21 protein-coding genes are annotated in these 24,229 nt (G+C 58.6%); 13 read left to right on the plus strand and 8 right to left on the minus strand.

Features of this window, described 5'->3' with window-relative positions:
* Position 1: 1 nt before the first annotated feature.
* Together ACA052_RS19100 and ACA052_RS19105 are read left to right on the plus strand one after the other, a co-directional pair.
* A complete protein-coding gene (locus tag ACA052_RS19100; protein ID WP_497646285.1) occupies positions 2–448 on the plus strand; it encodes a GNAT family N-acetyltransferase in 447 nt (148 codons plus the stop codon).
* Between the two features lie 17 nt (positions 449–465).
* Entirely contained in the window at positions 466–1,137 is a 672-nt protein-coding gene (locus ACA052_RS19105; RefSeq protein WP_497646286.1) for a GNAT family N-acetyltransferase, read from the plus strand.
* Positions 1,138–1,231: 94 nt separating this feature from the next.
* Here ACA052_RS19105 and ACA052_RS19110 read toward each other — a convergent pair whose 3' ends face one another.
* A complete protein-coding gene (locus tag ACA052_RS19110; protein WP_497646287.1) occupies positions 1,232–2,131 on the minus strand; it encodes a homocysteine S-methyltransferase family protein in 900 nt (299 codons plus the stop codon).
* Positions 2,132–2,243: 112 nt separating this feature from the next.
* On the opposite strand from ACA052_RS19110, the gene ACA052_RS19115 reads away from it, so the two are divergent.
* Complete coding sequence (locus ACA052_RS19115; RefSeq protein WP_497646288.1) at positions 2,244–3,065, plus strand: ABC transporter substrate-binding protein; 822 nt, start codon at positions 2,244–2,246, stop codon at positions 3,063–3,065.
* A complete protein-coding gene (locus tag ACA052_RS19120; protein ID WP_497646289.1) occupies positions 3,062–3,901 on the plus strand; it encodes an amino acid ABC transporter permease in 840 nt (279 codons plus the stop codon). The genes ACA052_RS19115 and ACA052_RS19120 overlap by 4 nt, the downstream gene beginning before the upstream one ends.
* Positions 3,902–3,938: 37 nt before the next feature.
* Here the strand turns inward: ACA052_RS19120 and ACA052_RS19125 are convergent, their stop codons facing one another.
* Together ACA052_RS19125 and ACA052_RS19130 are read right to left on the minus strand one after the other, a co-directional pair.
* Entirely contained in the window at positions 3,939–4,217 is a 279-nt protein-coding gene (locus ACA052_RS19125; RefSeq protein ID WP_497646290.1) for a transcriptional regulator, read from the minus strand.
* Complete coding sequence (locus ACA052_RS19130; protein ID WP_497646291.1) at positions 4,214–5,536, minus strand: HipA domain-containing protein; 1,323 nt, start codon at positions 5,534–5,536, stop codon at positions 4,214–4,216. The genes ACA052_RS19125 and ACA052_RS19130 overlap by 4 nt, the downstream gene beginning before the upstream one ends.
* Before the next feature lie 234 nt (positions 5,537–5,770).
* Here ACA052_RS19130 and ACA052_RS19135 point away from each other — a divergent pair, with 234 nt between their 5' ends.
* On the plus strand, positions 5,771–8,740 hold the full coding sequence (locus tag ACA052_RS19135; RefSeq protein ID WP_497646292.1) for an autotransporter outer membrane beta-barrel domain-containing protein: 2,970 nt from the start codon (positions 5,771–5,773) through the stop codon (positions 8,738–8,740).
* A 200-nt stretch (positions 8,741–8,940) separates the two neighbouring features.
* Positions 8,941–11,238 (plus strand): autotransporter outer membrane beta-barrel domain-containing protein, encoded by a 2,298-nt coding sequence (locus ACA052_RS19140; protein WP_497646293.1) that lies wholly within the window; start codon positions 8,941–8,943, stop codon positions 11,236–11,238.
* Between the two features lie 79 nt (positions 11,239–11,317).
* On the opposite strand, the gene oadA is transcribed toward ACA052_RS19140, so the two are convergent.
* Both oadA and ACA052_RS19150 read right to left on the minus strand, forming a co-directional pair.
* Positions 11,318–13,126 (minus strand): sodium-extruding oxaloacetate decarboxylase subunit alpha, encoded by a 1,809-nt coding sequence (oadA, locus tag ACA052_RS19145; RefSeq protein WP_497646294.1) that lies wholly within the window; start codon positions 13,124–13,126, stop codon positions 11,318–11,320.
* 100 nt (positions 13,127–13,226) lie between these two features.
* Positions 13,227–14,642, minus strand: coding sequence for an acetyl-CoA carboxylase biotin carboxylase subunit (locus tag ACA052_RS19150; RefSeq protein WP_046030798.1), 1,416 nt, complete (start codon positions 14,640–14,642; stop codon positions 13,227–13,229).
* Positions 14,643–14,832: 190 nt separating this feature from the next.
* Here ACA052_RS19150 and ACA052_RS19155 point away from each other — a divergent pair, with 190 nt between their 5' ends.
* Positions 14,833–15,795 carry a LysR family transcriptional regulator gene (locus ACA052_RS19155; RefSeq protein ID WP_497646295.1) on the plus strand — a complete coding sequence of 321 codons (963 nt, stop codon included), beginning with the start codon at positions 14,833–14,835 and terminating at the stop codon, positions 15,793–15,795.
* Here the strand turns inward: ACA052_RS19155 and ACA052_RS19160 are convergent.
* From ACA052_RS19160 to uraH, 3 genes are all read right to left on the minus strand, one after another.
* The gene (locus ACA052_RS19160) at positions 15,737–15,949 is read right to left on the minus strand and encodes a PA3496 family putative envelope integrity protein (protein WP_497646296.1); all 213 of its coding nucleotides are present in this window, start codon (positions 15,947–15,949) and stop codon (positions 15,737–15,739) included. The genes ACA052_RS19155 and ACA052_RS19160 overlap by 59 nt on opposite strands.
* Positions 15,950–16,129: 180 nt before the next feature.
* Positions 16,130–16,996, minus strand: a complete 867-nt coding sequence (gene hexR / locus ACA052_RS19165) for a transcriptional regulator HexR (protein ID WP_008027445.1) — start codon at positions 16,994–16,996, stop codon at positions 16,130–16,132.
* A 264-nt stretch (positions 16,997–17,260) separates the two neighbouring features.
* Complete coding sequence (gene uraH, locus ACA052_RS19170; protein ID WP_008031462.1) at positions 17,261–17,614, minus strand: hydroxyisourate hydrolase; 354 nt, start codon at positions 17,612–17,614, stop codon at positions 17,261–17,263.
* 430 nt (positions 17,615–18,044) lie between these two features.
* Between uraH and puuE the strand changes: the two genes are divergently transcribed.
* The 6 genes from puuE to ACA052_RS19200 all read left to right on the plus strand — a co-directional run bounded on the left by puuE (position 18,045) and on the right by ACA052_RS19200 (position 24,066).
* A complete protein-coding gene (gene puuE / locus ACA052_RS19175) occupies positions 18,045–18,971 on the plus strand; it encodes an allantoinase PuuE (RefSeq protein WP_008031461.1) in 927 nt (308 codons plus the stop codon).
* Positions 18,968–19,483 carry a 2-oxo-4-hydroxy-4-carboxy-5-ureidoimidazoline decarboxylase gene (gene uraD, locus ACA052_RS19180; protein ID WP_497646297.1) on the plus strand — a complete coding sequence of 172 codons (516 nt, stop codon included), beginning with the start codon at positions 18,968–18,970 and terminating at the stop codon, positions 19,481–19,483. Before puuE ends, uraD begins: the two co-directional genes overlap by 4 nt.
* Positions 19,484–19,569: 86 nt before the next feature.
* On the plus strand, positions 19,570–20,565 hold the full coding sequence (gene alc, locus ACA052_RS19185; protein WP_150656316.1) for an allantoicase: 996 nt from the start codon (positions 19,570–19,572) through the stop codon (positions 20,563–20,565).
* A gap of 137 nt (positions 20,566–20,702) precedes the next feature.
* Entirely contained in the window at positions 20,703–21,206 is a 504-nt protein-coding gene (locus ACA052_RS19190) for an ureidoglycolate lyase (protein WP_497646298.1), read from the plus strand.
* Between the two features lie 61 nt (positions 21,207–21,267).
* A complete protein-coding gene (locus ACA052_RS19195) occupies positions 21,268–22,569 on the plus strand; it encodes a urate hydroxylase PuuD (protein WP_497646299.1) in 1,302 nt (433 codons plus the stop codon).
* 138 nt (positions 22,570–22,707) lie between these two features.
* Positions 22,708–24,066 (plus strand): nucleobase:cation symporter-2 family protein, encoded by a 1,359-nt coding sequence (locus ACA052_RS19200; RefSeq protein WP_497646300.1) that lies wholly within the window; start codon positions 22,708–22,710, stop codon positions 24,064–24,066.
* Positions 24,067–24,229: the final 163 nt, after the last annotated feature.

Raw genomic sequence — 24,229 nt, forward strand, 5'->3', positions numbered from 1 at the left:
CATGAGTCAGATCGACATCCGCCAGGTCAGCGCCAACGACTACGCCGCGTGGCTGCCGCTTTGGCAGGCCTACCTGCGTTTCTATAAAACCGAATTGCCGCAAGCTGTCACCCAAAGTTCCTGGCAGCGTATGCTCGACCCGAACGAACCGACCCACGCCGCCCTCGCCTGGGCTGACGGCAAAGCGGTGGGCATGGTGCATTTCATTTACCATCGTTCGAACTGGGCCATCGAAAACTCCTGCTACCTGCAAGATCTGCTGGTGGCTGAGGAAACCCGCGGCACCGGCGTCGGTCGCCAGTTGATCGAGTTCGTCTACACCACGGCCAAGGCCGACGGCTGCAACAAGGTCCACTGGCTGACCCACGAAACCAACGCCACCGCGATCCAGCTTTACGAGCGCATCGCCGAGCGCCCCGGTTACATCCAGTTTCGCAAAGCCATTTAAGGTTCAAGGAGAACAGCATGTCGACTTCACTCGCGGACTGGAAAGGCGTCCCTGCGCCGACGGTTCAAACCCTCGAAGGGCGTTACATTCGCCTGGAAAAACTCGACCCGGCGCGTCACGCCGACGGTTTATGGAAAGCCCTGCAAGGCCCGGGCTCCGACCCGAAACTCTGGGATTACTTACCTTACGGCCCTTTCCCGGAGCGCAGCGCTTTCAACGATTGGCTGGACAATCATGCCGCCGCCAGTGATCCGTATTTCTTCAGCGTGATCGACCGTGCCAGCGGCGACGTACAAGGCATCCTCAGCTTGATGTCGATCGTCCCGGCGCAGGGCCGCATCGAAATCGGCCACGTGACATTTGGTGCGCCGATGCAGCGTTCGCCAAAAAGTACCGAAGCCATTTATCTGTTGGCGAAGGAGTCGTTTGCCCTGGGTTATCGGCGCCTCGAGTGGAAGTGCAACAACGGCAACGCCCGCTCCAAGTACGCGGCCGAGCGGCTGGGGTTCAGTTTTGAAGGGGTGTTTCGCCAGCACATGGTGGTCAAGGGCCAGAACCGCGATACCGCTTGGTACTCGATTCTGGATTCGGAATGGCCGGTGATCGGGGCTGGGTTTGAGCAGTGGTTGAGCGATGAGAACCAGACGGGTTCGGGGCAGGTGAAAACCCTGGCGGAGTGTCGCGAGTAGAGGAATCAACAGCAAAAGATCGCAGCCTTCGGCAGCTCCTACAGGGGAACGTGATCCCCTGTAGGAGCTGCCGAAGGCTGCGATCTTTTGATCTTTAAGCCAATTTCTGCACAAGCACCGCAATATGCTCCGGTCCAATCCCGCAGCAACCACCCAAATGGCTGGCGCCGCGTTCTTTCCAGTCGGCGGCCCACTGCAAGTAACCCGGCGGATCAAGGTCTTCACGCAACGGGTCCAGCCCGTCATTGGCCGTGGCCTCTTTCGGTTGTGGCGGGAAGGCGTTGGCGTACGCGCCGATGTGAATCTTCACACCTAAACGCTCGAATGTTTCGCGCGCGGCATCAATCGCCGCACCGATCACTTCCGGCTGGCTGCAATTGAACAGCAGCGTCTCGACACCCAGCTCGGCAGCCACCCCGGCCGCTTCAAACACCGGTTCACCGGATCGCAGACGCGGCACGTCGTCCGTGTCTTCATCCTTCAAGGTAAACGACAGCCAGAACGGCTTGCCGTCTCTCGGCAGACCGCCGTGGATCGCCCGCGCCTCGGCGATTGAACTCTGGGTTTCAGCCAGCCACAGGTCGACATGCGGCGCCAGACCGTTCACCAACGGCGCCAGCAACTCAGACACTCGAGCCGCGTTGAACAGGTCCGGACGATAAGAACCAAACAGCGGTGGCAATGAACCGGCCACTCGCACGGATTTGCCCGAAGCCACCACCGCACGCTGGGCCAACTCGCCGGCCAACGCCGCGAGGGCCTGACCTTCTGCGGCAAAACGCGCTTCGCCAATGTGAAACGGCACCACTGCATAACTGTTGCTGGTAATCACGTTGGCGCCGCTTTCGATATAAGCCGCGTGCACCGCCTCCACCGCCTGCGGTGCTTCGCTCAACGCCAGCGCCGACCACTCGGGCTGTCTGAATGGCGCCCCTCGGCGTTGCAGCTCACGGCCCATGCCACCATCCAGAACAACTGTGCTTCCTGCGCCCATATTCATTTCACTCATAAACTTATGAAAATTACTCACTACCGGAGCCGTTCTTATAACTATTTAATACGCACCATTCTGTTAATAACAACCTCTTTTTTATCAGGGATCGACTTTGAAACTTCAACCGCTACTGGCCCTGGGCCTGACGATTTTAGCTGCCTCCACCCACGCCTTTGGTGGCGCCACGCTGGACCGCGTCGAACAGAAGAAAGAACTGGTGGGCGTGTTAATGGAGAGCTATCCACCCTTCTCGTTCCTCAATGACCAGAACCAGCTAGACGGTTTCGATGTCGATGTGGCCAAAGCCGTCGCGGAAAAACTGGGGGTCAAATTGCGCCTCGAAACACCGTCCTGGGACGTGATCGCTGCCGGCCGCTGGAGCGGGCGCTACGACATTTGCATCTGCTCCATGACGCCGAGCAAGGCCCGCGCCGAAGTCTTCGATTTCCCGGTGGAGTACTACGCCTCGCCGGCCGTGATCGTGGTCAATGCCAAGGACAACAGCATTCACAGCGCCAAAGACCTGAGCGGCAAGAAAGTCGGCCTCACCAGCGCCTCCAGCTATGAAAGCTACCTGAACAAAAACCTGGTGATCGAAGGCGCCGAAGACACCCAATTGCAGTACCCGTTCGAGGACGTGCAGATCGCCCCGTATGACACTGACAACGTGGCCTTTCAGGACTTGGGCCTGGGCGCCGGGGTTCGACTGGACGCGATCCTGACCAACCTCGTCACCGCGCAACCGCGCTTGACCGAAGACAAACGTTTCAAACTCGCCGGCGAGCCGCTGTACTCGGAGCCGAACTCGGTCGCCATCGAAAAGGGCGACGCGCAGTGGGATGCCAAGGTGCGTAACGTCTTCGCCCAACTGAAACAGGACGGTACCCTGAGCAAGCTTTCGCAAAAATGGATCGGCGCCGACATCAGCAAATGACTTCCTTCCCAAAACCTCCTCAGCCGCCGCAACCGGTGGCTGAGTCGCGGCTGCAACGGATCTTCGGTTTTCGTACGCGGCTGTACCTGACGTGGGCAGCGATGCTCGGTTTGTTCGCCAGTTTCTTCCTGAGCTTCGACCTGAAGTTCTCGATCATCCTCGACAAACTGCCCAACTTGATCGGCCTGCACATGGCGCCCAACGGCTTCCTGCAAGGCGCGGCACTGACACTGTTTTTGTGCCTGTGCTCGATCGTCACCTCGTCGCTGCTCGGTTTCATCACCGCCCTCGCGCGGCTGTCAAAAAGCGCCGTGGCCTTCGGCATCGCGAGTTTCTATGCCTCGTTCTTTCGCGGCACGCCGTTGCTGATCCAGATCCTGCTGATCTACCTCGGCCTGCCGCAACTCGGCATCGTGCCCGGCGCCGTCGCCGCCGGCATCATCGCCCTGTCGCTGAACTACGGGGCCTACCTCAGCGAAATCTTCCGCGCCGGCATCCTCGGCGTCCCCCATGGCCAGCGCGAAGCGTCCCTCGCCCTGGGCCTGCGCGAAACCGTGATCTTCTGGCGCGTTACCCTGCCCCAGGCGATGCGCACCATCATCCCGCCGACCACCAACCAATTCATCTCCATGCTCAAGGACTCGTCGCTGATCTCGGTGATGGGGGTTTGGGAAGTGATGTTTCTGGCGCAGTCGTACGGGCGGTCGAGCTACCGGTATATCGAGATGCTGACGACCGCTGCGGTGATTTATTGGGTGATGTCGATCGGGCTGGAGCTGATTCAGGCGCGGATGGAGCGGCATTACGGGAAGGCGTATTTGAGTCGGGGTGAGTGAAGGTCGTAGCCTTCGGTAACCCCTGCATTGAGCTGTCTCAGCTGAATTCGCGCCGAATCCTTACCACCCCCATCTTCAGTCCGAACGGCCGAAACACGGCGTTTAGCGATTTCAGAGTCTGATTACCTTCCGCATGTTCGATATGCACGAGCGTGCGTACGGAGATTTTGCACATCTTCGCGAACTGGTTCTGGTTCAGGCCAGTGACTTCAACCCGCAAGCGGCGGACTGCTTCACCCATTTCAATCGTGCCTTGGGCAAGGCCCTCTTGAATGCTCTCGATCAACAGCGCCCGAGCGTCAATGGTAATGGTCATTTCAGCCCCCAGTTTTTCAAGCGCAGCTCAAGATTTCTCAATGCAATCCCTGGATGATTCAGGGTGGCTTCAGGAAGACCACTAGCGGTCAGAACGTCCGGCAACGCCAGTAAGTGATCAGCGTCCTTTCGCAGACCTTCAAAGAGTGCTTGAGGGTCTCCGATCATCGCTAACGCATTACACACTTCGCGCCATTTCACCTCGCCCGCCACCTCCAGATCTTTGGGCCATTTGGTCGTACGTGTGACACCCTCGTCGTCCATCACCATTGGAGCCAAATCGTAGATCGGAGCGAGGCGCAAGGAATCGACATCGCGAATAATTGAAGTATTGCGACCGTGGTTATCGGAGTTTCCAAGAATTTTGTTGAGCAAATCCCGACGCAGGTAATCGGCTACCAGATCAGGAATTTGATCGGCCTGTCCGGCCTCTGTCCAGAGTCGAGCGAGTAACTGGACCACCTCCAAATGGCTCATGTAACTGCCAGGCACCGTCACACCCGCGAGCGAGTAGATGGATTCAATTGCCAACCGCTCAACACCCTGATCTGTCACGTTGCGGTCAAAGCGCTTCATCCAAAGGCTGGGTTTTGTCGCTTCTTCCAACGCGAGCCCATCTGCAGCGACGGTCTCAATACCCAGGGTTTGCAACGCCTTGTAGTAGTGATACTCGCTTCTGAGAATGATCTGATCTGTCTGGTTAGTCCTGTTGCGAGCAAACTTCACAAACCAGTGCTGCACCACTTGATCGTCGCTCAACACAGCATCCGGATACAGCAAACCGTCGCGACCTTCAGACATCAGCAGCTTGGGAGCTTCACCGCCGGCCCCGGTTGCACCACCAATGGCGGCGCCCTGTTCGTAGGCATACTCCAAAAAAGTATTGTCGCGCGCGATCACCTCTTCGCGACGAAAGCCCATCGCAGTCCTTTCACCCATAGCTTCAATCGATTCTTTGATGCGCATATGGCCAATCGGCGCGGGAGTGCTTCGACCCAGCAGAAACAAATCGCTGATTCCTTCGGGTTTTTCCTGGCCAACGCGTGCCATGAGAAAGCGCTTGGCGGCTCCAGCGGGCGCTATATCGAGCAGGAAAGCGGGCGCTTTTTTCAGCGAAGTGCTATCCCAATCGATTGGCAATCTGGCGCTAACCGCTTTAGAGAATGGCGATTCGATGTATTCAAAGCTGTTTGATACATAGTCGTTTTTGTAACCGAATCGGCAAGGGCCTTCAAAACCCTTTTCCGGCTCGACAAAAACCAGGGTCATCGCGTCCAACCATTTCCCGGACGTATAGACCTGCAGAGTTAGTGTGTGCACAAAGCCACCTGCAATTAAATGCGTTCTTTCGCTTGAATATGATGCATGGAACGCAATATAGTGCAGTTATCCACTATTTGCTCGATCATTTCATGCATTAAAATGCATTTTTTGCACATTAAGTCAAAGATACACGCATTAAAATGCAGATTTGCCTTCAGGACGCAGACATCGTTCTGTAAAAACCTTCCGCTATACAGAACGTCCCGCTTATAACAAAAAGGCCGTTCACTCATGCCCTTCTCGCCGCAGCGTCTGGCGCTCACCATCGCCCTGCTGATCAGTACCAGTGCCAACGCCGTCCCTGGCCCTCCGAAAACCGTGCAGATCGATACCGCCACCACGACCGCGCAAACCCTCGGCGGCAGCGACACCCTGACAATCTCGGCACCCGGCAGCATCACCAGCACCGACAAGACCGTGAGCCTGAAGGATGGCACCAGCGGCGCCGGCGTGGTCATCGACAACTCGGGCAAGATCGTCGCCACCACGGGCCGGGCAATCGACAGTTCGGGTGACATCACCCAAGCGCGCAACTACAGCATTTATAACCGTGCCGGCGGGCAGATCCTCGGCGCCAACGACGCGCTGCGCATCAACAGCAATTTCGCCAGCGGCAGTCTGTTGATCGACAACAGTGGCATCATCCGCTCCACCACCGGCCAGGGGCTGGATCTGGATGCGTTGCGCAGCGCCGGCGTCACCACCACTCTCATTAACCGCGCGGGCGGATTGATTCGAGGTGACGCCAGCGATGGCATGAAGACCGGCGCGAACGCGACGATCACCAACTACGGTGAGATTTCTACCGGCGACTCCAGAACTGCCGACGACAAATTCGACGGTATCGACATCGACACCGCCACCGGCGTGACGGTGACCAACTACGGCAGCATTTCCGGCGGCCGCCATGGCATCACCACCGACCTTGGCGCGACACTGACCAACTACGGGCAAATCACCGGCCGCAACGGCTCCGGTTTCGGTTCCGATGGTGACGGCACGGTGATCAACCACGGCACCATCACCGGTGCGTACTCGGGGCTGCAGCCGAACGGCGACGGCGATGGCGTGGACATCGACAAGCTCGCCCACATCGAAAACTACGGCGTCATCCAGGGTGTTGGCGCGGGTGGCGTCGACAAGGGTGGGTTTGCCAACGGCAGCGAAGGCATCGCGTTGGGCGGTGGTTATGTGTTGAACGCCAAGGGTGCGCTGATCAGCGGCGCCAACAGCGCGATTCTGGTGGACGATGGCAGTGGCGGTGCAGGCGTTGCTGCGACCACTTTGGAAAACTACGGCACGATCCAGGGCCTGGATGGTTTTGGCGTGAAGCTGGTCGGCGAGTTTGCCGACAGCGTCGTCAACGGCGGCACCATTGCCGGCAGCAACGGCCTGGCGCTCGACCTCGGCGGCGGCAACGACAGCCTGATGCTGCGCAACGGCAGCCGCTTTGTCGGCGTGGTCGACGGCGGCACCGGTTATGACCGCGTGGTGATGGACGACGCCGCGGGCGGCAGCTTCGGCGCGAGCCGCAACTTCGAATGGCTGGAGGTCAAGCAAGGCGCGTGGACCCTGAATGGCAACGGCGATTTCAGCGACGGCGGAGCGGTGCGCAATGGCGCCACGCTGGTCAACCAGGGCGGGATTGCCGGTAACCTGACTGTCGACGCCGGCGGTGTATATGCCGGTGGTGGGTCGGTAGGCAACTTGCTGGTCAACGGTACTTTGCAAACCAACACCCGGCTCGGCACCGCTACCATCACCCACGATCTGACCATGGGCAGCGGTTCAACCCTGGCCTATGGTGTGAATGCCGACGGCAGCAGCGCCCCGATCAAGGTCGGTGGCGTGGCCAACCTGAACGGCGCAACCCTGGCGGTGAACCCCGCCAGCGGCACGTATCCTTGGCAGAACCACTACACCGTATTGCGAGCCGCCAGCATCAACGGCAGTTTCAGCAACGTCACCAGTGACTACGCGTTCATCACGCCGACCCTCGCTTACAGCCCGACCCAAGTCGACCTGACTTATACCCGCAACGATGTCGCCTTCAACCAGTTCGCAGTCACCGGCAACGGCAGCAGCGCCGCCAACAGCCTGGGCTCCCTGAGCAAAAACAACGCGCTGTACAACGCCTTACTGAACACCACCAGCGCCACGGCGGGTGCGGCGATTGAACAATTGGCTGGCACCAGCAACGCCAACCTGACCAGCGCAACACTCGGTGCCAGCAGCCAGGTCGGCGGTAGCATGCTGTCCGCAATGCAGCAAATGGGTGGCAGTTCAGGGTTGTTGGTGGGTCTCGATCAACGCGACACACCGGTGCTCGCCTCGACCGGTGTCCCGTCCGAAGCCCGCAACCTCAACGATCCGAACGCCAAGGGCAGACTCTGGCTACAAGCCATCGGCGGCTACGGCAAGCTCGATGGCGAACATGGCAGCAGCGGTCTGGAACAACGCACCAAAGGCAGCGTGCTCGGTGCCGACTGGGCGCTCAATCCGCAATGGCGCCTGGGCGTGCTCGGCGGCTATTCGAAGACCGACCTCGATGCCACGGGTGTCGATGGCAATGTCGAGAGCTGGCACGCCGGCGTCTATGCCCTGCGCCAAAGCGGCCCGTTCGCCTTGCGCCTCGGCGCGGCCTACAGCGGCCACCAAGGCGACAGCAAACGCACCATCGCCTTCAACGGTTTCAGCGATCGACCTAAAGGTGATTACGATGCCGACAGCCAACAAGCCTTCGCCGAGCTCGGCTACGCAATGGGCAGCGGCCGGCTCAGCGCCGAACCGTTTGCCAACCTTGGCTACCAGCGTTATCACCGCGACAGCTACCAGGAAAAAGGCGGTGCTGCTGCGCTTCAAGTCGATGAGCAAACCCAGGACAACTTCAGCAGCACCTTCGGTTTGCGCCTGGCGCACCTGAGTTCACTGGACAACGGCATGAGCCTGACCCCGCGCATGACCGCGGGCTGGAAGCATACCTATGGCGATGTCAGCAGCTCGACACGACAGGCGTTTGTGACGGGCGGCACGGCCTTTAGTGTCGATGGCACTTCGCTGGATCGCGACAGCCTGGTGCTGGAGACTGGGTTGGACCTGGGGATTTCGGCGCGTCATTCGGTGGGGGTGGGTTACAGCGGGGAGATTGGGAGCAACAGCCGCAATCATGGGTTGATTGGGCAGTGGCAGATGAGTTTTTGAAATTGTGATAGCGGGCGGTGTCTCCATTCGTTGTAAGAAAGTTCGTCAGCTCGAACGGTTAAAAACGACCGCAGCCAGGCAACTGGCAATTTTCTACGTAAGGAACTCACGCCGCCCGCAACTCAGCCAGAAGTAGCTGACATCGGCACCTATAGCCTTGTCTTTAGAGTTTGGCCTCCTGTCAACAGAGGCCGAACACGATGCCCGTTCAACACAAATATCGCCCACATCACCTGGCTTTGGCCGTTGCGCTTGCGCTCGGATGCGCGGAGTTTTCGCTTGCTCAAGAACTCTCGGTGGGTACCACTGCACCACCGATGGAAACAGCGGATCAGCTCGCAATGGCTCTCGCTGCGTTCGCTAATGATCCCGACACCCATAAATTCACGATCAAAACCAAAGAGGAGGGTATTGATCCGACATTCAGCGACGGAAATGATCTAGTCACGGTGTCTGGCCGCGGAAGTTTGACCGGGCTGGTAGACGGTGGTGAAGGTTCCAACTACCTGCAACTTGATACTGCAAGCGGTGGCACGCTGGGCGAGAGTCGCCGCTTCCAGGTTCTGGAGACCAAACGAAGCACCTGGACCCTGAAAGGTTCCGGTGACTTCAGCGATGGCGTCTGGGTACGCCCCAAGGCAACGCTGATAAACGATGGCCATATTGCAGGAAATGCGTGGGCCCAAGGTACGTTAGTCAACAACGGCAGGATTGACAGAAACGTGAGCGTGGAATCAGGCGGCACCCTGACCAATCCGGGAACCATCGAGGGTGACGTTTTTGTAAGAGAAAAAGGTTTTTTTGCTGGCAACGGCCAGGTTCGCACTCTTGATATAAACGGAAAACTTTCCGTCGACAGCTTGCACGGCGCCCCGAAAGTACGTGGAGACTTAAAACTTTCCAAAACAGCGGAACTGGCCTACGAGGTCAATGCCAGCCACAAAAGTGAAACGATAGTTGTTGGTGGAACCGCCAGTCTTGGAGGCGCCACGCTGAACATCGTTTCGGCAACGAATGACTACCTGCACGTCAACGAAAACACCATTCTTACTGCCAATAAAGTGGAGGGGGAATTTGGCAAAGTTCTCAATAATCTTGCCTTTTTATCTCCGACGCTCGACTACAAGGGAAAGCAGGTTGATCTGGCTTTCATCCGTAACGACGTGCCCTTCGAAAGCGCCGCGATCAGTAAAAATGGTAAGGAAGCCGCACTAAGCATTACTGAGGAGCCTAAGGTCATACCGAACGAACAGGTCCCGTCTGACAGTTCGTCTTCAATCGCTGCATCTCTAAATCCAGCTGCAGCTACCGACACTTCAGCTCCTGGCTCCGCGACGACGCCCACTACCGAAACTCCTTCAACCGCTGCAACTCTCCCCCCGGTTGATACGCCCGTCACCGCCTCAAATCCCCCGACGGCCAGCAACCCCGTTGCCACGGCAAAAAATCCATCCACCCCGACAAACGCGGCTGTCGCTGCGCTGCTCAGCGCCAACAAATTCACTGCATCTCTTGCTCTCGAACAGTTGTCGGGCGGCGGCAACGCCAACCTCGCCAAAGCGACTATCAACAGTGACAGTCCTGTCAGTGCCACCCTCCTCTCCGCCATGCGCCAAATGGACAGTGCTGCAGTATTCGGTAGTCAGAAAAATGCACCGCACCTCGCCAGCAACGATGCAGACAACGGCAGAGTCTGGCTCCAGGCGCTGGGACACCGCGGGACGCTGGATCGCTATTACGATCCCTTGAAACACTCTACTGAAGGTTTAGTTCTTGGCGCAGATTGGAGTATTGATGAGGAATGGCGTCTGGGTGTAATGGGCGGCAAGTCCGAAACTCGTCTGGACAGTCGTGGAATCGACGGCCAACTCGACAGCTGGCATTTGGGCGCCTACGCCATGCGTCAAAATGGCCCAATGTCGCTGCGCCTTGGTGCGACTTTCAGTAGCCACGACGGCAACACCAAGCGCCGGATTGCCTTCAACGGTTTCAGCGACCGACCTGAAGGCCGCTACGATGCCAACACTCAGCAAGCATTCGCCGAGTTTGGTTACAACCTCGGCCGCGCCAACGTCAGCATCGAACCTTTTGCCAGCCTGGGTTATCAACGTTATCAGCGCGACAGTTACACAGAAAAAGGGGGCGCAGCAGCACTCAAAGTCCTGGGGCAAACCCGGAACAACATAAACAGTACATTCGGCCTGCGACTGGCAAAACTCAGCACGCTGGATAACGGCATGCAACTGACGCCGCGATTCAGCGCCGGCTGGAAACACACTTATGGAGATATCTACAGCGATACCCGACAACGATTGGCAACGGGTGGGGAGAACTTCACCGTTTACGGTGCACCACTGGATCGTGACAGCCTGATGCTGGATGCAGGTCTGGACCTCGGTTTGTCGGCCAAACACACACTGGGTGTCGGCCTCAACGGTGACATCGGCACCGACAGCCGCTCCCACGGCGTAATGGGACAATGGCGAATGACCTTCTAACCCCCCTCAAATCCCGGGCGAAAAAAAAGGGGAGCACATGCCCCCCCGAGGTTTAAAGCGGTCTATCGAGGCTGTTAACTCAGCCTTCGATCTCGATCAGGATTTCGCCCGGATTCACCCGGTCGCCCTTGGCCACGTGAATGGCGGTGACTTTGCCGGCGATGGCCGATTGGACTTCGGTTTCCATCTTCATCGCTTCGGTGATCAGCACGGCCTGGCCTGCCTTGACGGTGTCGCCTTCGTTGACCAGCACGTCGACGATGTTGCCCGGCATGGTGGTGCTGACGTGGCCCGGCGCAGTGGCTTGCTTGCGCTTGCTGCTGCCGCCGCTGACGAACTCGTTGAGCGGCTCGAACACCACTTCTTCCGGCATGCCGTCGATGGACAGGTAGAAGTGACGCTTGCCTTCAGCCTTGACGCCAACACCGGTGATGTCGACGCGGTAGGTTTCGCCGTGGACGTCGATGACGAATTCGGTCGGCACGCCTTCGCCACCCGCCGAAGCCACACCACCGGCTTCAGGAATCGGCAGCAGCACTTCTGGAGTCAAGGTGCCAGCAGCACGTTCTTCGAGGAACTTGCGGCCGATGTCCGGGAACATGGCATAGGTCAGCACGTCTTCTTCAGACTTGGCCACAGCGCCGATTTCGGCACGCAGCTTGGTCATTTCCGGCTTGAGCAAATCGGCTGGACGGACGTCGATCACCTCCTCGCTGCCAATCGCCTGGCGACGCAGTTTTTCGTTAACCGTGCCCGGCGCTTTGCCGTAGCCACCTTGCAGATAGAGCTTCACTTCGTTGGTAATGGTCTTGTAGCGCTCGCCGGCCAGCACGTTGAAAAATGCCTGGGTGCCGACGATCTGCGAGGTCGGGGTTACCAGCGGCGGGAAGCCGAGGTCTTCACGAACGCGCGGGATTTCGGCCAGCACTTCGCCCATACGATTCAGGGCGCCCTGCTCTTTCAACTGGTTCGCCAGGTTGGAAATCATCCCGCCCGGAACCTGGTTGACTTGGACACGGGTGTCGACGGCAGTGAATTCGCTTTCAAACTGGTGGTACTTCTTGCGCACGGCGTAGAAGTACAGGCCGATCTCTTGCAGCAGTTCCAGGTTCAGGCCGGTGTCGAACTCGGTGCCTTTAAGGGCAGCAACCATCGATTCGGTGCCTGGGTGGCTGGTACCCGAGGCGAAGCTGGAGATCGCGGTGTCGATGTGATCGGCACCGTTTTCGATGGCCTTGAGTTGGCACATGGTGGCCAGGCCAGCGGTGTCGTGCGAGTGAATGAACACGGGCAGCGACTGCTCGCTTTTCAGTGCCCTGACCAGTTCGCCGGTAGCGTACGGGGTCAGCAGGCCAGCCATGTCCTTGATCGCCACAGAGTCGCAACCCATGGCTTCCATTTGCTTGGCTTGCGCCACGAAGGCCTCGATGGTGTGCACCGGGCTGGTGGTGTAGGCGATGGTGCCTTGGGCGTGTTTGCCGGCAGCTTTCACCGCTTCGATGGCCACGCGCAGGTTACGCACGTCGTTCATTGCGTCGAAGATGCGGAACACGTCGATGCCGTTGACCGCAGCCTTGGCAACAAAGGCCCTGACCACGTCATCGCTGTAATGGCGATAGCCCAGCAGGTTCTGGCCACGCAGGAGCATTTGCAGGCGCGTGTTAGGCAGTGCGGCACGCAGTTGGCGCAGACGCTCCCACGGATCTTCCTTCAGAAAACGTACGCAGGCGTCGAAGGTCGCGCCGCCCCAGCATTCCAGCGACCAATAGCCGACTTTGTCGAGCTTGTCGCAGATCGGCAGCATGTCTTCGGTGCGCATGCGAGTCGCGAGCAGCGATTGGTGGGCGTCGCGCAGGATTGTGTCAGTAACGAAGATCTTCTTAGTCATTGGTGTCTCCTCAGAGCTGCAAGCTCCAAGCTACAAGCCGCAAGAAAAAGCCAATCTGCTCTTACTTGCCGCTTGCAGCTAAAAGCTTGCCGCTGTTTATTCATAAACCCGCGTGGGCGGCGATGGCGGCGGCGATGGCCAGGGCAAGCTCTTCGGGTTTGCGCTTGATCGAGTAGTTGGTCAGTTCAGGATGGCTTTCAACAAAGCTGGTATTGAACTGGCCGCTACGGAATTCCGGGTTACGCAGGATTTCCTGGTAGTACGCGGCGGTGGTCTTGACCCCTTGCAGACGCATGTCGTCGAGGGCGCGCAAGCCACGGTCCATCGCTTCTTCCCAGGTCAACGCCCACACCACCAGTTTCAGGCACATGGAATCGTAGAACGGCGGAATGGTGTAGCCGGTGTAGATCGCCGTGTCGGTACGCACGCCTGGGCCGCCGGGTGCGTAGTAACGGGTGATCTTGCCGAAGCTCGGCAGGAAGTTGTTTTTCGGGTCTTCGGCGTTGATCCGGAATTGCAGCGCGAAACCGCGGTGCTGGATGTCTTCCTGTTTCACCGAAAGCGGCAGGCCGGACGCGATGCGGATCTGCTCACGCACGATGTCGATGCCGGTGATTTCTTCAGTGATGGTGTGTTCGACCTGCACCCGAGTGTTCATCTCCATGAAGTACACCTCGCCCTCGGCGAGCAGGAACTCCACGGTGCCGGCGTTCTCGTAACCCACGGCTTTGGCTGCGCGCACCGACAGGTCGCCGATGTAGGCGCGCTGTTCCGGGGTCAGTTGCGGGCTCGGGGCGATCTCGATGAGCTTCTGGTTGCGGCGCTGGATCGAGCAGTCACGCTCGAACAGGTGCACCACGTTGCCAAAGCTGTCGCCGAGGATCTGCGCTTCGATGTGCTTTGGATTGACGATGCATTTTTCGAGGAACACTTCGGCGGAACCGAAGGCTTTGGTCGCCTCGGAAATGACTCGAGGGAACGCTTGTTCAAGTTCTTCCCGGCTGTCGCAACGACGGATACCCCGGCCGCCGCCACCGGAGGTGGCCTTAAGCATGACCGGATAACCGATGCGGTCGCCTTCAACCAAGGCTTCGGCGATGTCCGCGACGTTGCCTTCGGTGCCCGGAGTGACGGGCACGCCCGCCTTGATCATGCTGCGACGGGCTTCAGTTTTGTCGCCCATGCGGCGAATCACTTCAGCCGAGGGACCAATGAACTTGATGCCGCGCTCGGCGCAGATGTCCGCCAGTTCAGCGTTTTCCGAGAGGAAGCCGTAGCCGGGATGCAATGCATCACAACCGGTTTCCACCGCCAGATTCACCAATTTGCGAGCGTTCAGGTAACCGGCCAGTGGCTCGGCACCGATGCTGTGGGCTTCGTCCGCACGCTTCACATGCAAGGCATGGCGGTCGGCGTCGGAATAGATCGCGACCGAGCGAATGCCCATCTCGGCGCAGGCACGCACGATTCGTACGGCAATCTCACCACGGTTGGCGATCAGGATCTTTTTTATCACTTGGAGGTTCCCTTGAGCCGGTGGTAGCCACGACCTGCTAGAACAGGTCGACGCGTGACCAAATGTTTCAATTCAGTCGCGACACCACACTAGCGCTCACAAGGGATTAACAAAAATGAATAATAATTGGGTTAGCCATTAGCAAAGACTTATAGTTGATTCATCAACCTGCGGCGAGAGCTCTTATAAAATGCGTAAGTCCTTGATGCGTATGACATTGCGTCAATTGCAGATCTTCAACGAAGTCTGCGATTTGAGGTCCTACAGCCGTGCAGCAGAAGAAATGTCGCTCACACAACCTGCCGTGAGCCTGCAGATTCGTCAACTTGAGGAGCTGATCGGCCAGCCTTTATTCGACTACGTGGGCAAAAAGCTCTACATGACCGAGGCAGCGGAAGCCCTCCAGCGTGCCAGTCGAGACATTTTCGGCCGTCTGGAAAACCTCGACATGCAGCTTTCGGACATGCAGGGATCACTGCAAGGCCAGCTGAAACTGGCAGTGGAATCCAGCGCCAAGTATTTCGTGCCGCATCTGTTTGCGGCATTCAAGCGTCAGCATCCCGAAGTGAATCTGCAACTGACGGTGGTCAATCGCGGACAGGTGATTCGGCGCTTGTCGGACAACCGGGATGATCTGGTGATCATGTCCATGGTGCCGCAAGACATGGGGCTGGAATTCTTGCCGTTCCTCAATAACCCTATCGTCGCCGTGGCGCCGCCGGATCATCCGTTGTGCCATATGGGACCCCTGCGCTTGCAGGATCTTGAGCCTTACACACTGCTGATGCGTGAACACGGCTCCGGGACACGACTGGCTTGTGAAGAGTATTTCAAGGAAAAACGTGTGCACTTCAACCAGACCCAGGAAGTGTCTTCAGCCGAAGCCCAGCGTGAGTGTGTCGTGGCGGGCCTGGGCGTGGCGCTGTTGACTCGTCACGCCCTGAACCTGGAGTTGGCGACCGGCGGACTGATTGAGTTGCCGGTCGAAGAGCTTCCGCTGTTTCGCAGCTGGTGCCTGGTGCAGGCCAAGGCCAAACGGCTGTCACCGGTGGCTCACGCATTCCTTGCGTTTATCCGCAGCGAACGGGTACAGATCAGCGCGCTGGTTGAGCGTTTCGACGGGAAGTTGCCGGCGCTGCGTGCCAGTAATTGAGTTCTGGGGCGTCAGGAAAATCGCCAATCTCAGCCAGAAGCTGACGACGTTCGCAGCGATCTTCTATGGCGCGACGAAACTCCATGCGGCGTTGGTCTTCTTGCTGACGACGGGTTTTGACAGCACTGTTGCGTTCTTCGTAGGGCTGGGCCATTTCGGGTCTCCCAAGGCGAGTGCGGGAACTTCAAGATAGGCGCGCGGGATGACGGTTTGGCGGCTCGGACGTTACAGACTGATGAACTTTAAAAAAGCAAAGATCGCAGCCTTCGACAGCTCCTACAGGGTAATGCGTATTCCTGTAGGAGCTGCCGCAGGCTGCGATCTTTTGATCTTGTCAGTCGTCCAGCGCTTTCACCGATTTGGGCGACAACCGCAAGCTGCGCAGGCTGCGCTTGACGCTCTTGAGGTGGTTGACCAGGCTCGGCCCGCGAGCCATGGCCACACCCATCGCCAACACGTCGATCACCACCAGGTGGGCGATACGCGAGGTCAGCGGTGTATAGATTTCAGTATCTTCGTGCACATCGATCGCCAGATTCACGGTCGACAACTCGGCCAGCGGCGTCTGGCTTGGGCACAAGGTGATCAACGATGCACCGCTTTCGCGCACCAGGTTGGCCGTGATCAACAGGTCTTTGGAGCGCCCCGACTGGGAAATACAGATCGCCACGTCGGTTGGCTTCAGCGTTACCGCCGACATCGCCTGCATGTGCGGATCGGAATACGCCGCCGCGGTCAGCAGCAAACGGAAGAACTTGTGCTGGGCATCTGCCGCCACCGCACCCGACGCACCGAAGCCGTAAAACTCGACACGCTGAGCCTGGGACATGAGCGACACAGCCCGTTGCAACTCCACCGGATCGAGCTTCTCGCGCACCTCCATCAGCGTGTGCAAGGTGGTGTCAAAGATTTTCAGGCTGTAGTCAGCGACCGAGTCATCTTCATGGATTGCGAACTGCCCGAAACTCGCGCCTGCTGCCAGGCTTTGCGCCAGCTTCAACTTCAAGTCCTGAAACCCGGAACAACCGATGGCGCGACAAAAACGCACGATGGTCGGTTCGCTGATACCCACGCTGTGGGCCAGATCGGCCATGGAGCTGTGCATCACGGCCGCAGGATCGAGCAGCACATGGTCGGCGACCTTGAGCTCCGACTTGCGTAACAGGTGGCGAGACTGGGCGATGTGTTGCAGCAGATTCAAGGGGCTGGACTCTTTGTTATTGGCAGGTGCCGGGGATGTAGCACGCTTGTAGTTATACTACATGAATTGGCTTTTTGCCCGCTCAATAAGTTACTGAATTGTCTTGCTACACCCTGTTTTGGCGGGTTGAGCTCCATGTAGCAGCTTATGCAGCCTGAACCCGAGCGGATTTTTTCCCAAAAAAAAGCCCGCAGTGTGAGCGGGCGAAAGACCAAAGAAGCTATATGCGCAGTCGCTTCGATGTGGAGAAAGCTGCTTGGGGGATCAGCTTCCTCGGTACGTTGAATAGCTGTACGGCGAAATCAGCAGCGGCACGTGGTAATGATCCTGTTCGGCAGAGATGCCAAAACGCAGCACCACCACATCCAGGAACGCGGGCTCCGGCAGCTGGACGCCACGAGCACGGTAGTAATCGCCCGCATGAAACTGAACCTGATAAACCCCGGTGCGGTAGTCATCACCTTGCAGCAGTGGCGCATCGACACGGCCATCGCTGTTGGTGATCGCGCTGGCGACCAATTCCAGCTGCGAGCCTTCAACACGGTACAACTCGACCTTGATCGAGCTGCCCGGGCAACCATGTGCAGCGTCCAAAACGTGTGTAGTCAAACGTCCCATTGATTCTGCGCGCCTGCTTGCGTGGAGCAGTCAGGCCTCGCGCCTCCCGAAGTCAGATGAAAGGAGACCGCACCGATTCGGAGCACGAAACGCTGCGGCGAGCGACTAATTAAGACACTTTTGAAAAAAATTGTACACAATAAAAACGACATTTTTACGTCCAGCCCCGCCATCCGGGATTTCCCGGCGCATCTACAGCAAAACCATACCGTCAGCGGACTTCCTTTCCATTAGCTGACCATTCAGGCAGGTTTCTTGCACTCTCTGTATCTAAAGCAAGTAAAGATGACAGTTCATCAAAAATGCAAAAAATCAGGCTTACAAAGTGAATATAAAGTTGTATACAATCAGCCCATCGCTGTGACGCCAGCCTGTCATCCCACCGCCAGGCCGCCACGCAACCTGTCAACGAATAAGAAGGAAGACTGCAGTGAGCGCTGACTACCCACGCGACCTGATCGGTTACGGCAGTAACCCTCCTCACCCACACTGGCCGGGCAATGCCCGCATCGCCTTGTCCTTCGTGCTCAATTACGAGGAAGGCGGCGAGCGCAACATCCTGCACGGCGATAAAGAATCCGAAGCCTTCCTTTCGGAAATGGTCTCGGCGCAGCCGCTGCAAGGCGCGCGCAACATGAGCATGGAATCCCTTTACGAGTATGGCAGCCGTGCCGGCGTCTGGCGGATTCTGAAACTGTTCAAGGAGTTCGACATTCCGCTGACCATCTTCGCCGTGGCCATGGCCGCCCAGCGCCACCCGGATGTGATCCGCGCCATGGTCGATGCCGGCCACGAAATCTGCAGCCACGGCTATCGCTGGATCGACTATCAGTACATGGACGAAGCGCAGGAACGCGAGCACATGCTCGAAGCGATCCGCGTGCTGACCGAAATCACCGGCGAACGCCCGCTGGGCTGGTACACCGGCCGCACTGGGCCGAATACCCGTCGACTGGTGATGGAAGAAGGCGGTTTCCTCTACGACTGCGACACCTACGACGACGACCTGCCCTACTGGGAACCGAACAACCCGACCGGCAAGCCGCATTTGGTGATCCCGTACACCCTGGACACCAACGACATGCGCTTCACCCAGGTCCAGGGTTTCAACAAGGGCGACGATTTCTTTGAATACCTCAAAGACGCGTTCGACGTGCTGTACGCCGAAGGCGCTGAAGCCCCGAAGATGCTCTCGATCGGCCTGCACTGTCGTTTGATTGGCCGTCCGGCGCGTCTGGCCTCGCTCAAGCGCTTTATCGAATACGCTAAAAGTCATGAACAGGTGTGGTTCAGCCGTCGCGTCGACATCGCTCGCCACTGGCATGAAACCCACCCGTACCAAGGGGCTGCCCAATGAGCACCTTTCAATCCCTGAAGCCATCGACCCTGAGCCGCGACGCCTTCGTCAAAGCCTTCGCCGACATCTACGAACACTCGCCATGGGTGGCCGAGAAGGCCTTCGACGTGGGCCAGGACGCTTCGATCGACGAGATCGAAACCCTGCACCAGCGCATGAGCGACATCCTGTTGAGCGCCGATCACGCCAGCCAGCTGGCCCTGATCAACGCTCACCCGGACCTGGCCGGCAAAGCCGCCGTCCAGGGCCAACTTACCGCAGCCAGCACTGAAGAACAGTCTGGCGCGGGGATTCACCAATGCACGGCCGAAGAGTTCCAGCGCTTCACCGAGCTGAACGACGCCTACAAGGCCAAGTTCAAGTTTCCCTTCATCATGGCGGTAAAAGGCAGCAACCGGCATCAGATCCTCGCGGCGTTCGAAACGCGCATTCACAACTCGGCAGACACCGAATTCAAATGCGCGCTGGCGGAGATCAACAAGATCGCCCTGTTCCGATTACTGACCCTATAGCGAGCCTTGCCCGAGTGTTACAAACGCGACAACACCCAGGGCACGGCAAGCATCCCAAGCCAACTAATTAAAGGCAGACTAGAAGAATGAAAGCTTACGCCGTACCTTTCGAGAAGTTCGTCAACCTGGCCGACGCCCGCCTGGGCACCAAAATCATTTCGGTCACCGATGACTGGTTCGCTGATGCCAACCGCCTGTTCCAGCCGACACCGGCTGTGTGGAAAGAAGGCGTGTTCGATGACAACGGCAAGTGGATGGACGGCTGGGAGTCGCGCCGCAAGCGCTTCGAAGGCTACGACAGCGCGGTGATCCGCCTCGGCGTTCCGGGCTCGATCAAAGGCGTGGACATCGACACTTCATTCTTCACCGGCAACTTCCCGCCGTCGGCCTCCCTGGAAGCCTGCTTCCTGGCCTCGGGCGAGCCAGACGAAAACACCCAGTGGACTGAAGTGCTGTCGGCCGTCGAGCTGCAGGGCAACAGCCACCACTTCCACGAAATCAACAACGACCAGGCCTTCAGCCACCTGCGTTTCAACATCTACCCGGATGGTGGCGTGGCCCGTCTGCGCGTGTACGGCGTTCCGTTCCGCGACTGGTCGGCTGTCGGCGACAACGAGCAAGTCGACCTGGCCGCAGCCCTCAACGGTGGCCGCGCACTCGCCTGCTCCGATGAACATTTCGGCCGCATGAGCAACATCCTCAACCCGGGCCGTGGCATCAACATGGGCGATGGCTGGGAGACCGCGCGTCGTCGCACGCCGGGCAATGACTGGGTGATCGTCGCGCTGGGCCATGCGGGCGAGATCGAGAAAGTCATCGTCGACACCCTGCACTTCAAGGGTAACTACCCGGACACTTGCTCGATCCAGGGCGCGTTCGTCAAGGGCGGCACCGACAGCCAGATCGAAACCCAATCGCTGTTCTGGCGCGAATTGCTGCCAGCGCAGAAACTGGAAATGCACGCCGAACACACCTTCGCCGAACAGATCAAAGCGCTGGGCCCGATCACCCACATCCGCCTGAACGTGTTCCCGGACGGTGGTGTGAGCCGCCTGCGCGTTTTGGGCAAGGTCGCGAAGTAATGCTGAGCCTGTAGGAGCTGCCGCAGGCTGCGATCTTCTGATCTTGTTTTTTAAGGTCAAAATCAAAAGATCGCAGGCTTCGCCAGCTCCTACAGGGGTGCAGTGAACCAACAACGAAATGGGATAAGAAGACCAGCATGCGCACACTGACGATTGAACCGCTGACCAAAGAAGCCTTCGCCCCTTTCGGTGACGTGATCGAAACCGACGGCAGCGATCACTTCATGATCAACAACGGTTCGACCATGCGCTTCCATAAACTGGCTACGGTTGAAACCGCCACGCCAGAAGACAACGCGATCATCAGCATCTTCCGCGCCGACGCGCAGGACATGCCGCTGACCGTCTGCATGCTGGAGCGTCACCCGTTGGGCAGCCAGGCTTTCATCCCGCTGCTCGGCAACCCCTTTCTGATCGTGGTCGCGCCACTTGGCGATGAACCTGTATCAGGCTTGGTCCGCGCCTTCGTCACCAACGGCAGGCAGGGCATTAATTACCATCGCGGCGTTTGGCACCATCCGGTGCTGACGATCGAAAAGCGGGATGACTTCCTGGTGGTTGATCGCAGTGGCACAGGCAATAACTGCGATGAGCATTTTTTCAAAGAGGATGAGCGTTTGATCCTTGCCCCCCACCTATAAGACCCACCCAAAAAGCGCTCCGATCACTCGACAACAGAGTGACAAGCGAGAGGTAAAGACTGTGGAAGCACATCTGTTGGAATGGCTGAACCTGAGCGTGCGCTGGGTTCACATGATTACTGGCGTGGCCTGGATCGGCGCATCGTTCTATTTCGTCTGGCTGGAAAACAACCTCAATCGGGTCAACCCGAAAAGCGGTCTGGCGGGCGATTTGTGGGCGATCCACGGCGGCGGTATCTATCACCTGGAAAAATACAAACTGGCCCCACCGACCATGCCGGACAACCTGCACTGGTTCAAGTGGGAAGCCTACTTCACCTGGATGTCGGGGATCGCGCTGCTGTGCGTGGTGTTCTACTCCAACCCGACGCTCTACTTGCTGGCTCCGGGCAGCACCCTGAGCGGTCCTGAAGGCGTGGCCATCGGTATCGGCTCGCTGTTCATCGGCTGGTTCGTCTATTCCTTCCTCTGTGACTCGGCACTGGGCAAACGCCCTGCCCTGCTCGGTTTCATCCTGTTCGTGCTGATCATCGGCGCCGCCTACGGCTTCAGCAAAGTGTTCAGCGGTCGTGGTGCGTACCTGCACGTCGGCGCGATTATCGGCACCATCATGGTCGGCAACGTGTTCCGCATCATCATGCCGGCGCAACGCGCACTGGTGGCGGCGATTGCCGAGAACCGCACACCCGATCCGGCACTGCCGGCCAAAGGTTTGCTGCGTTCACGCCACAACAACTACTTCACCTTGCCGGTGCTGTTCATCATGATCAGCAACCACTTCCCGAGCACCTACGGCAGCCAGTACAACTGGCTGATCCTGGCCGGGATCGCGGTGCTGGCGGTGTTGGTGCGTCACTACTTCAACACCCGTCACGACAGCCACAAGTTTGCCTGGACACTGCCAGTGGCAGCGGTCGGGATGATCAGCCTGGCTTACGTTACCGGCCCAGCGCCGATGATGACTCCGGACGTGGCCAAGGCACCGGCTAAAATCGAATACCAACCGCTGCCGGAAACGGCACTGGGTGGCGGTTTGAAACCGGCTGAAGACAAGCCAGCAGAAGCGCCTGCCGCCGCACCGGCGCAAGCGTCCAACGCCGGCCCTGGTTTCGACAAGGTTCACAGCGTGATTCAGGAACGTTGCGCGGTGTGCCATTCGGCCAAACCGACCAGCCCGCTGTTCAGTGCCGCACCGGCCGGAGTGATGTTCGATACCCCCGAGCAAATCCGCCAGAACGCCCCGCGTATCCAGGCGCAAGCCGTCGCCAGCCAGATCATGCCACTGGGCAACATCACGCAGATGACCCAGCAGGAACGTGACCTGATCGGCGCATGGATTGTCCAGGGAGCCCAGACCAATTAAGTAACAAAAGCTTCGCGAGCAGGCTCGCTCCCACAGGATTTGTATGGCCTGTGTGGGAGCGAGCCTGCTCGCGAATGGCCGCAACGCGGTCAACCTGACGCACAAAATCACAAGAATAAAAAAGATCCGAGGTGTTGCATGTCCGAGCTATCCGAAGCGCGCATCCCCGACGCACCCGCCATTCAGCGTTTACCCCTTTTGCAACTGATCCTGGTCGGCCTGCAACACGTTTTGCTGATGTACGGCGGAGCCATCGCGGTGCCGCTGATCATCGGACAGGCCGCTGGCTTGAATCGTGAAGAAATCGCCTTCCTGATCAACGCCGACCTGCTGGTCGCCGGCATCGCGACCATCGTGCAATCGCTGGGCATCGGCCCGATGGGTATCCGCATGCCCGTGATGATGGGCGCCAGTTTCGCCGCCGTCGGCAGCATGGTCGCCATGGCCGGCATGCCGGGCATCGGTCTGCAAGGCATCTTCGGCGCTACTATCGCTGCCGGTTTCTTCGGCATGCTCATCGCGCCGTTCATGTCCAAAGTCGTGCGCTTTTTCCCGCCGCTGGTGACTGGCACCGTCATCACCTCGATCGGTTTGTCGCTGTTTCCCGTGGCCGTGAATTGGGCGGGCGGCGGTGCTGGCGCCGCTCAATTCGGCTCACCGATTTACCTGGCGATCGCTGCACTGGTGCTGGCCACCATCCTGCTGGTCCACCGCTTCATGCGCGGTTTCTGGGTCAACATTTCCGTGCTGATCGGCATGTGCCTCGGGTATATCACCTGCGGTTTGATCGGCATGGTCGACCTCAGCGGCATGGCTCAAGCACCCTGGCTGCAGATCGTCACCCCGCTGCATTTCGGCATGCCGAAATTTGAACTGGCACCGATCCTGTCCATGTGCCTGGTGGTGGTAATCATCTTCGTCGAGTCCACCGGAATGTTCCTCGCGCTGGGCAAAATCACCGGCCAGGAAGTCTGCCCACGCATGCTCCGTCGCGGCTTGCTCTGCGATGCGGGCGCCTCGTTCTTCGCCGGCTTCTTCAACACCTTCACCCACTCCTCCTTCGCGCAGAATATCGGCCTGGTACAGATGACCGGCGTGCGCTGCCGTTCGGTCACTATCGTCGCCGGCGGTTTGCTGGTGGTGCTGAGCCTGCTGCCGAAAGCGGCGTTCCTGGTGGCATCGATTCCGCCTGCCGTGCTCGGCGGTGCAGCGATCGCGATGTTCGGCATGGTCGCCGCCACCGGGATCAAGATTCTGCAGGAAGCCGACATTGGTGACCGTCGCAATCAGTTGTTGGTGGCGGTGAGCATCGGCATGGGGTTGATTCCAGTGGTGCGCCCGGAGTTTTTCGCGCACCTGCCTCTGTGGATGAGTCCGATTACCCACAGCGGAATTGCGATGGCAACGTTGAGTGCGCTGGCGCTGAACCTGCTGTTCAACATCCTTGGTGGCGCCGAACGCGCGGCCATCAACGATTGCCACGCTCACCCGAACTGACTGAAAACCCCACAACCCTGTAGGAGCGAGCTTGCTCGCGATGAACGCATCAGCACCGCGTTTATCCACATAGCACGCGTCATCGTTAGCGACCATCGCGAGCAAGCTCGCTCCTACAGGGTCGGTGGATTCTTGCGCCTTGAAGAATAAAAACAAGAGGGAG

This window comes from Pseudomonas sp. LBUM1644, assembly GCF_059716195.1.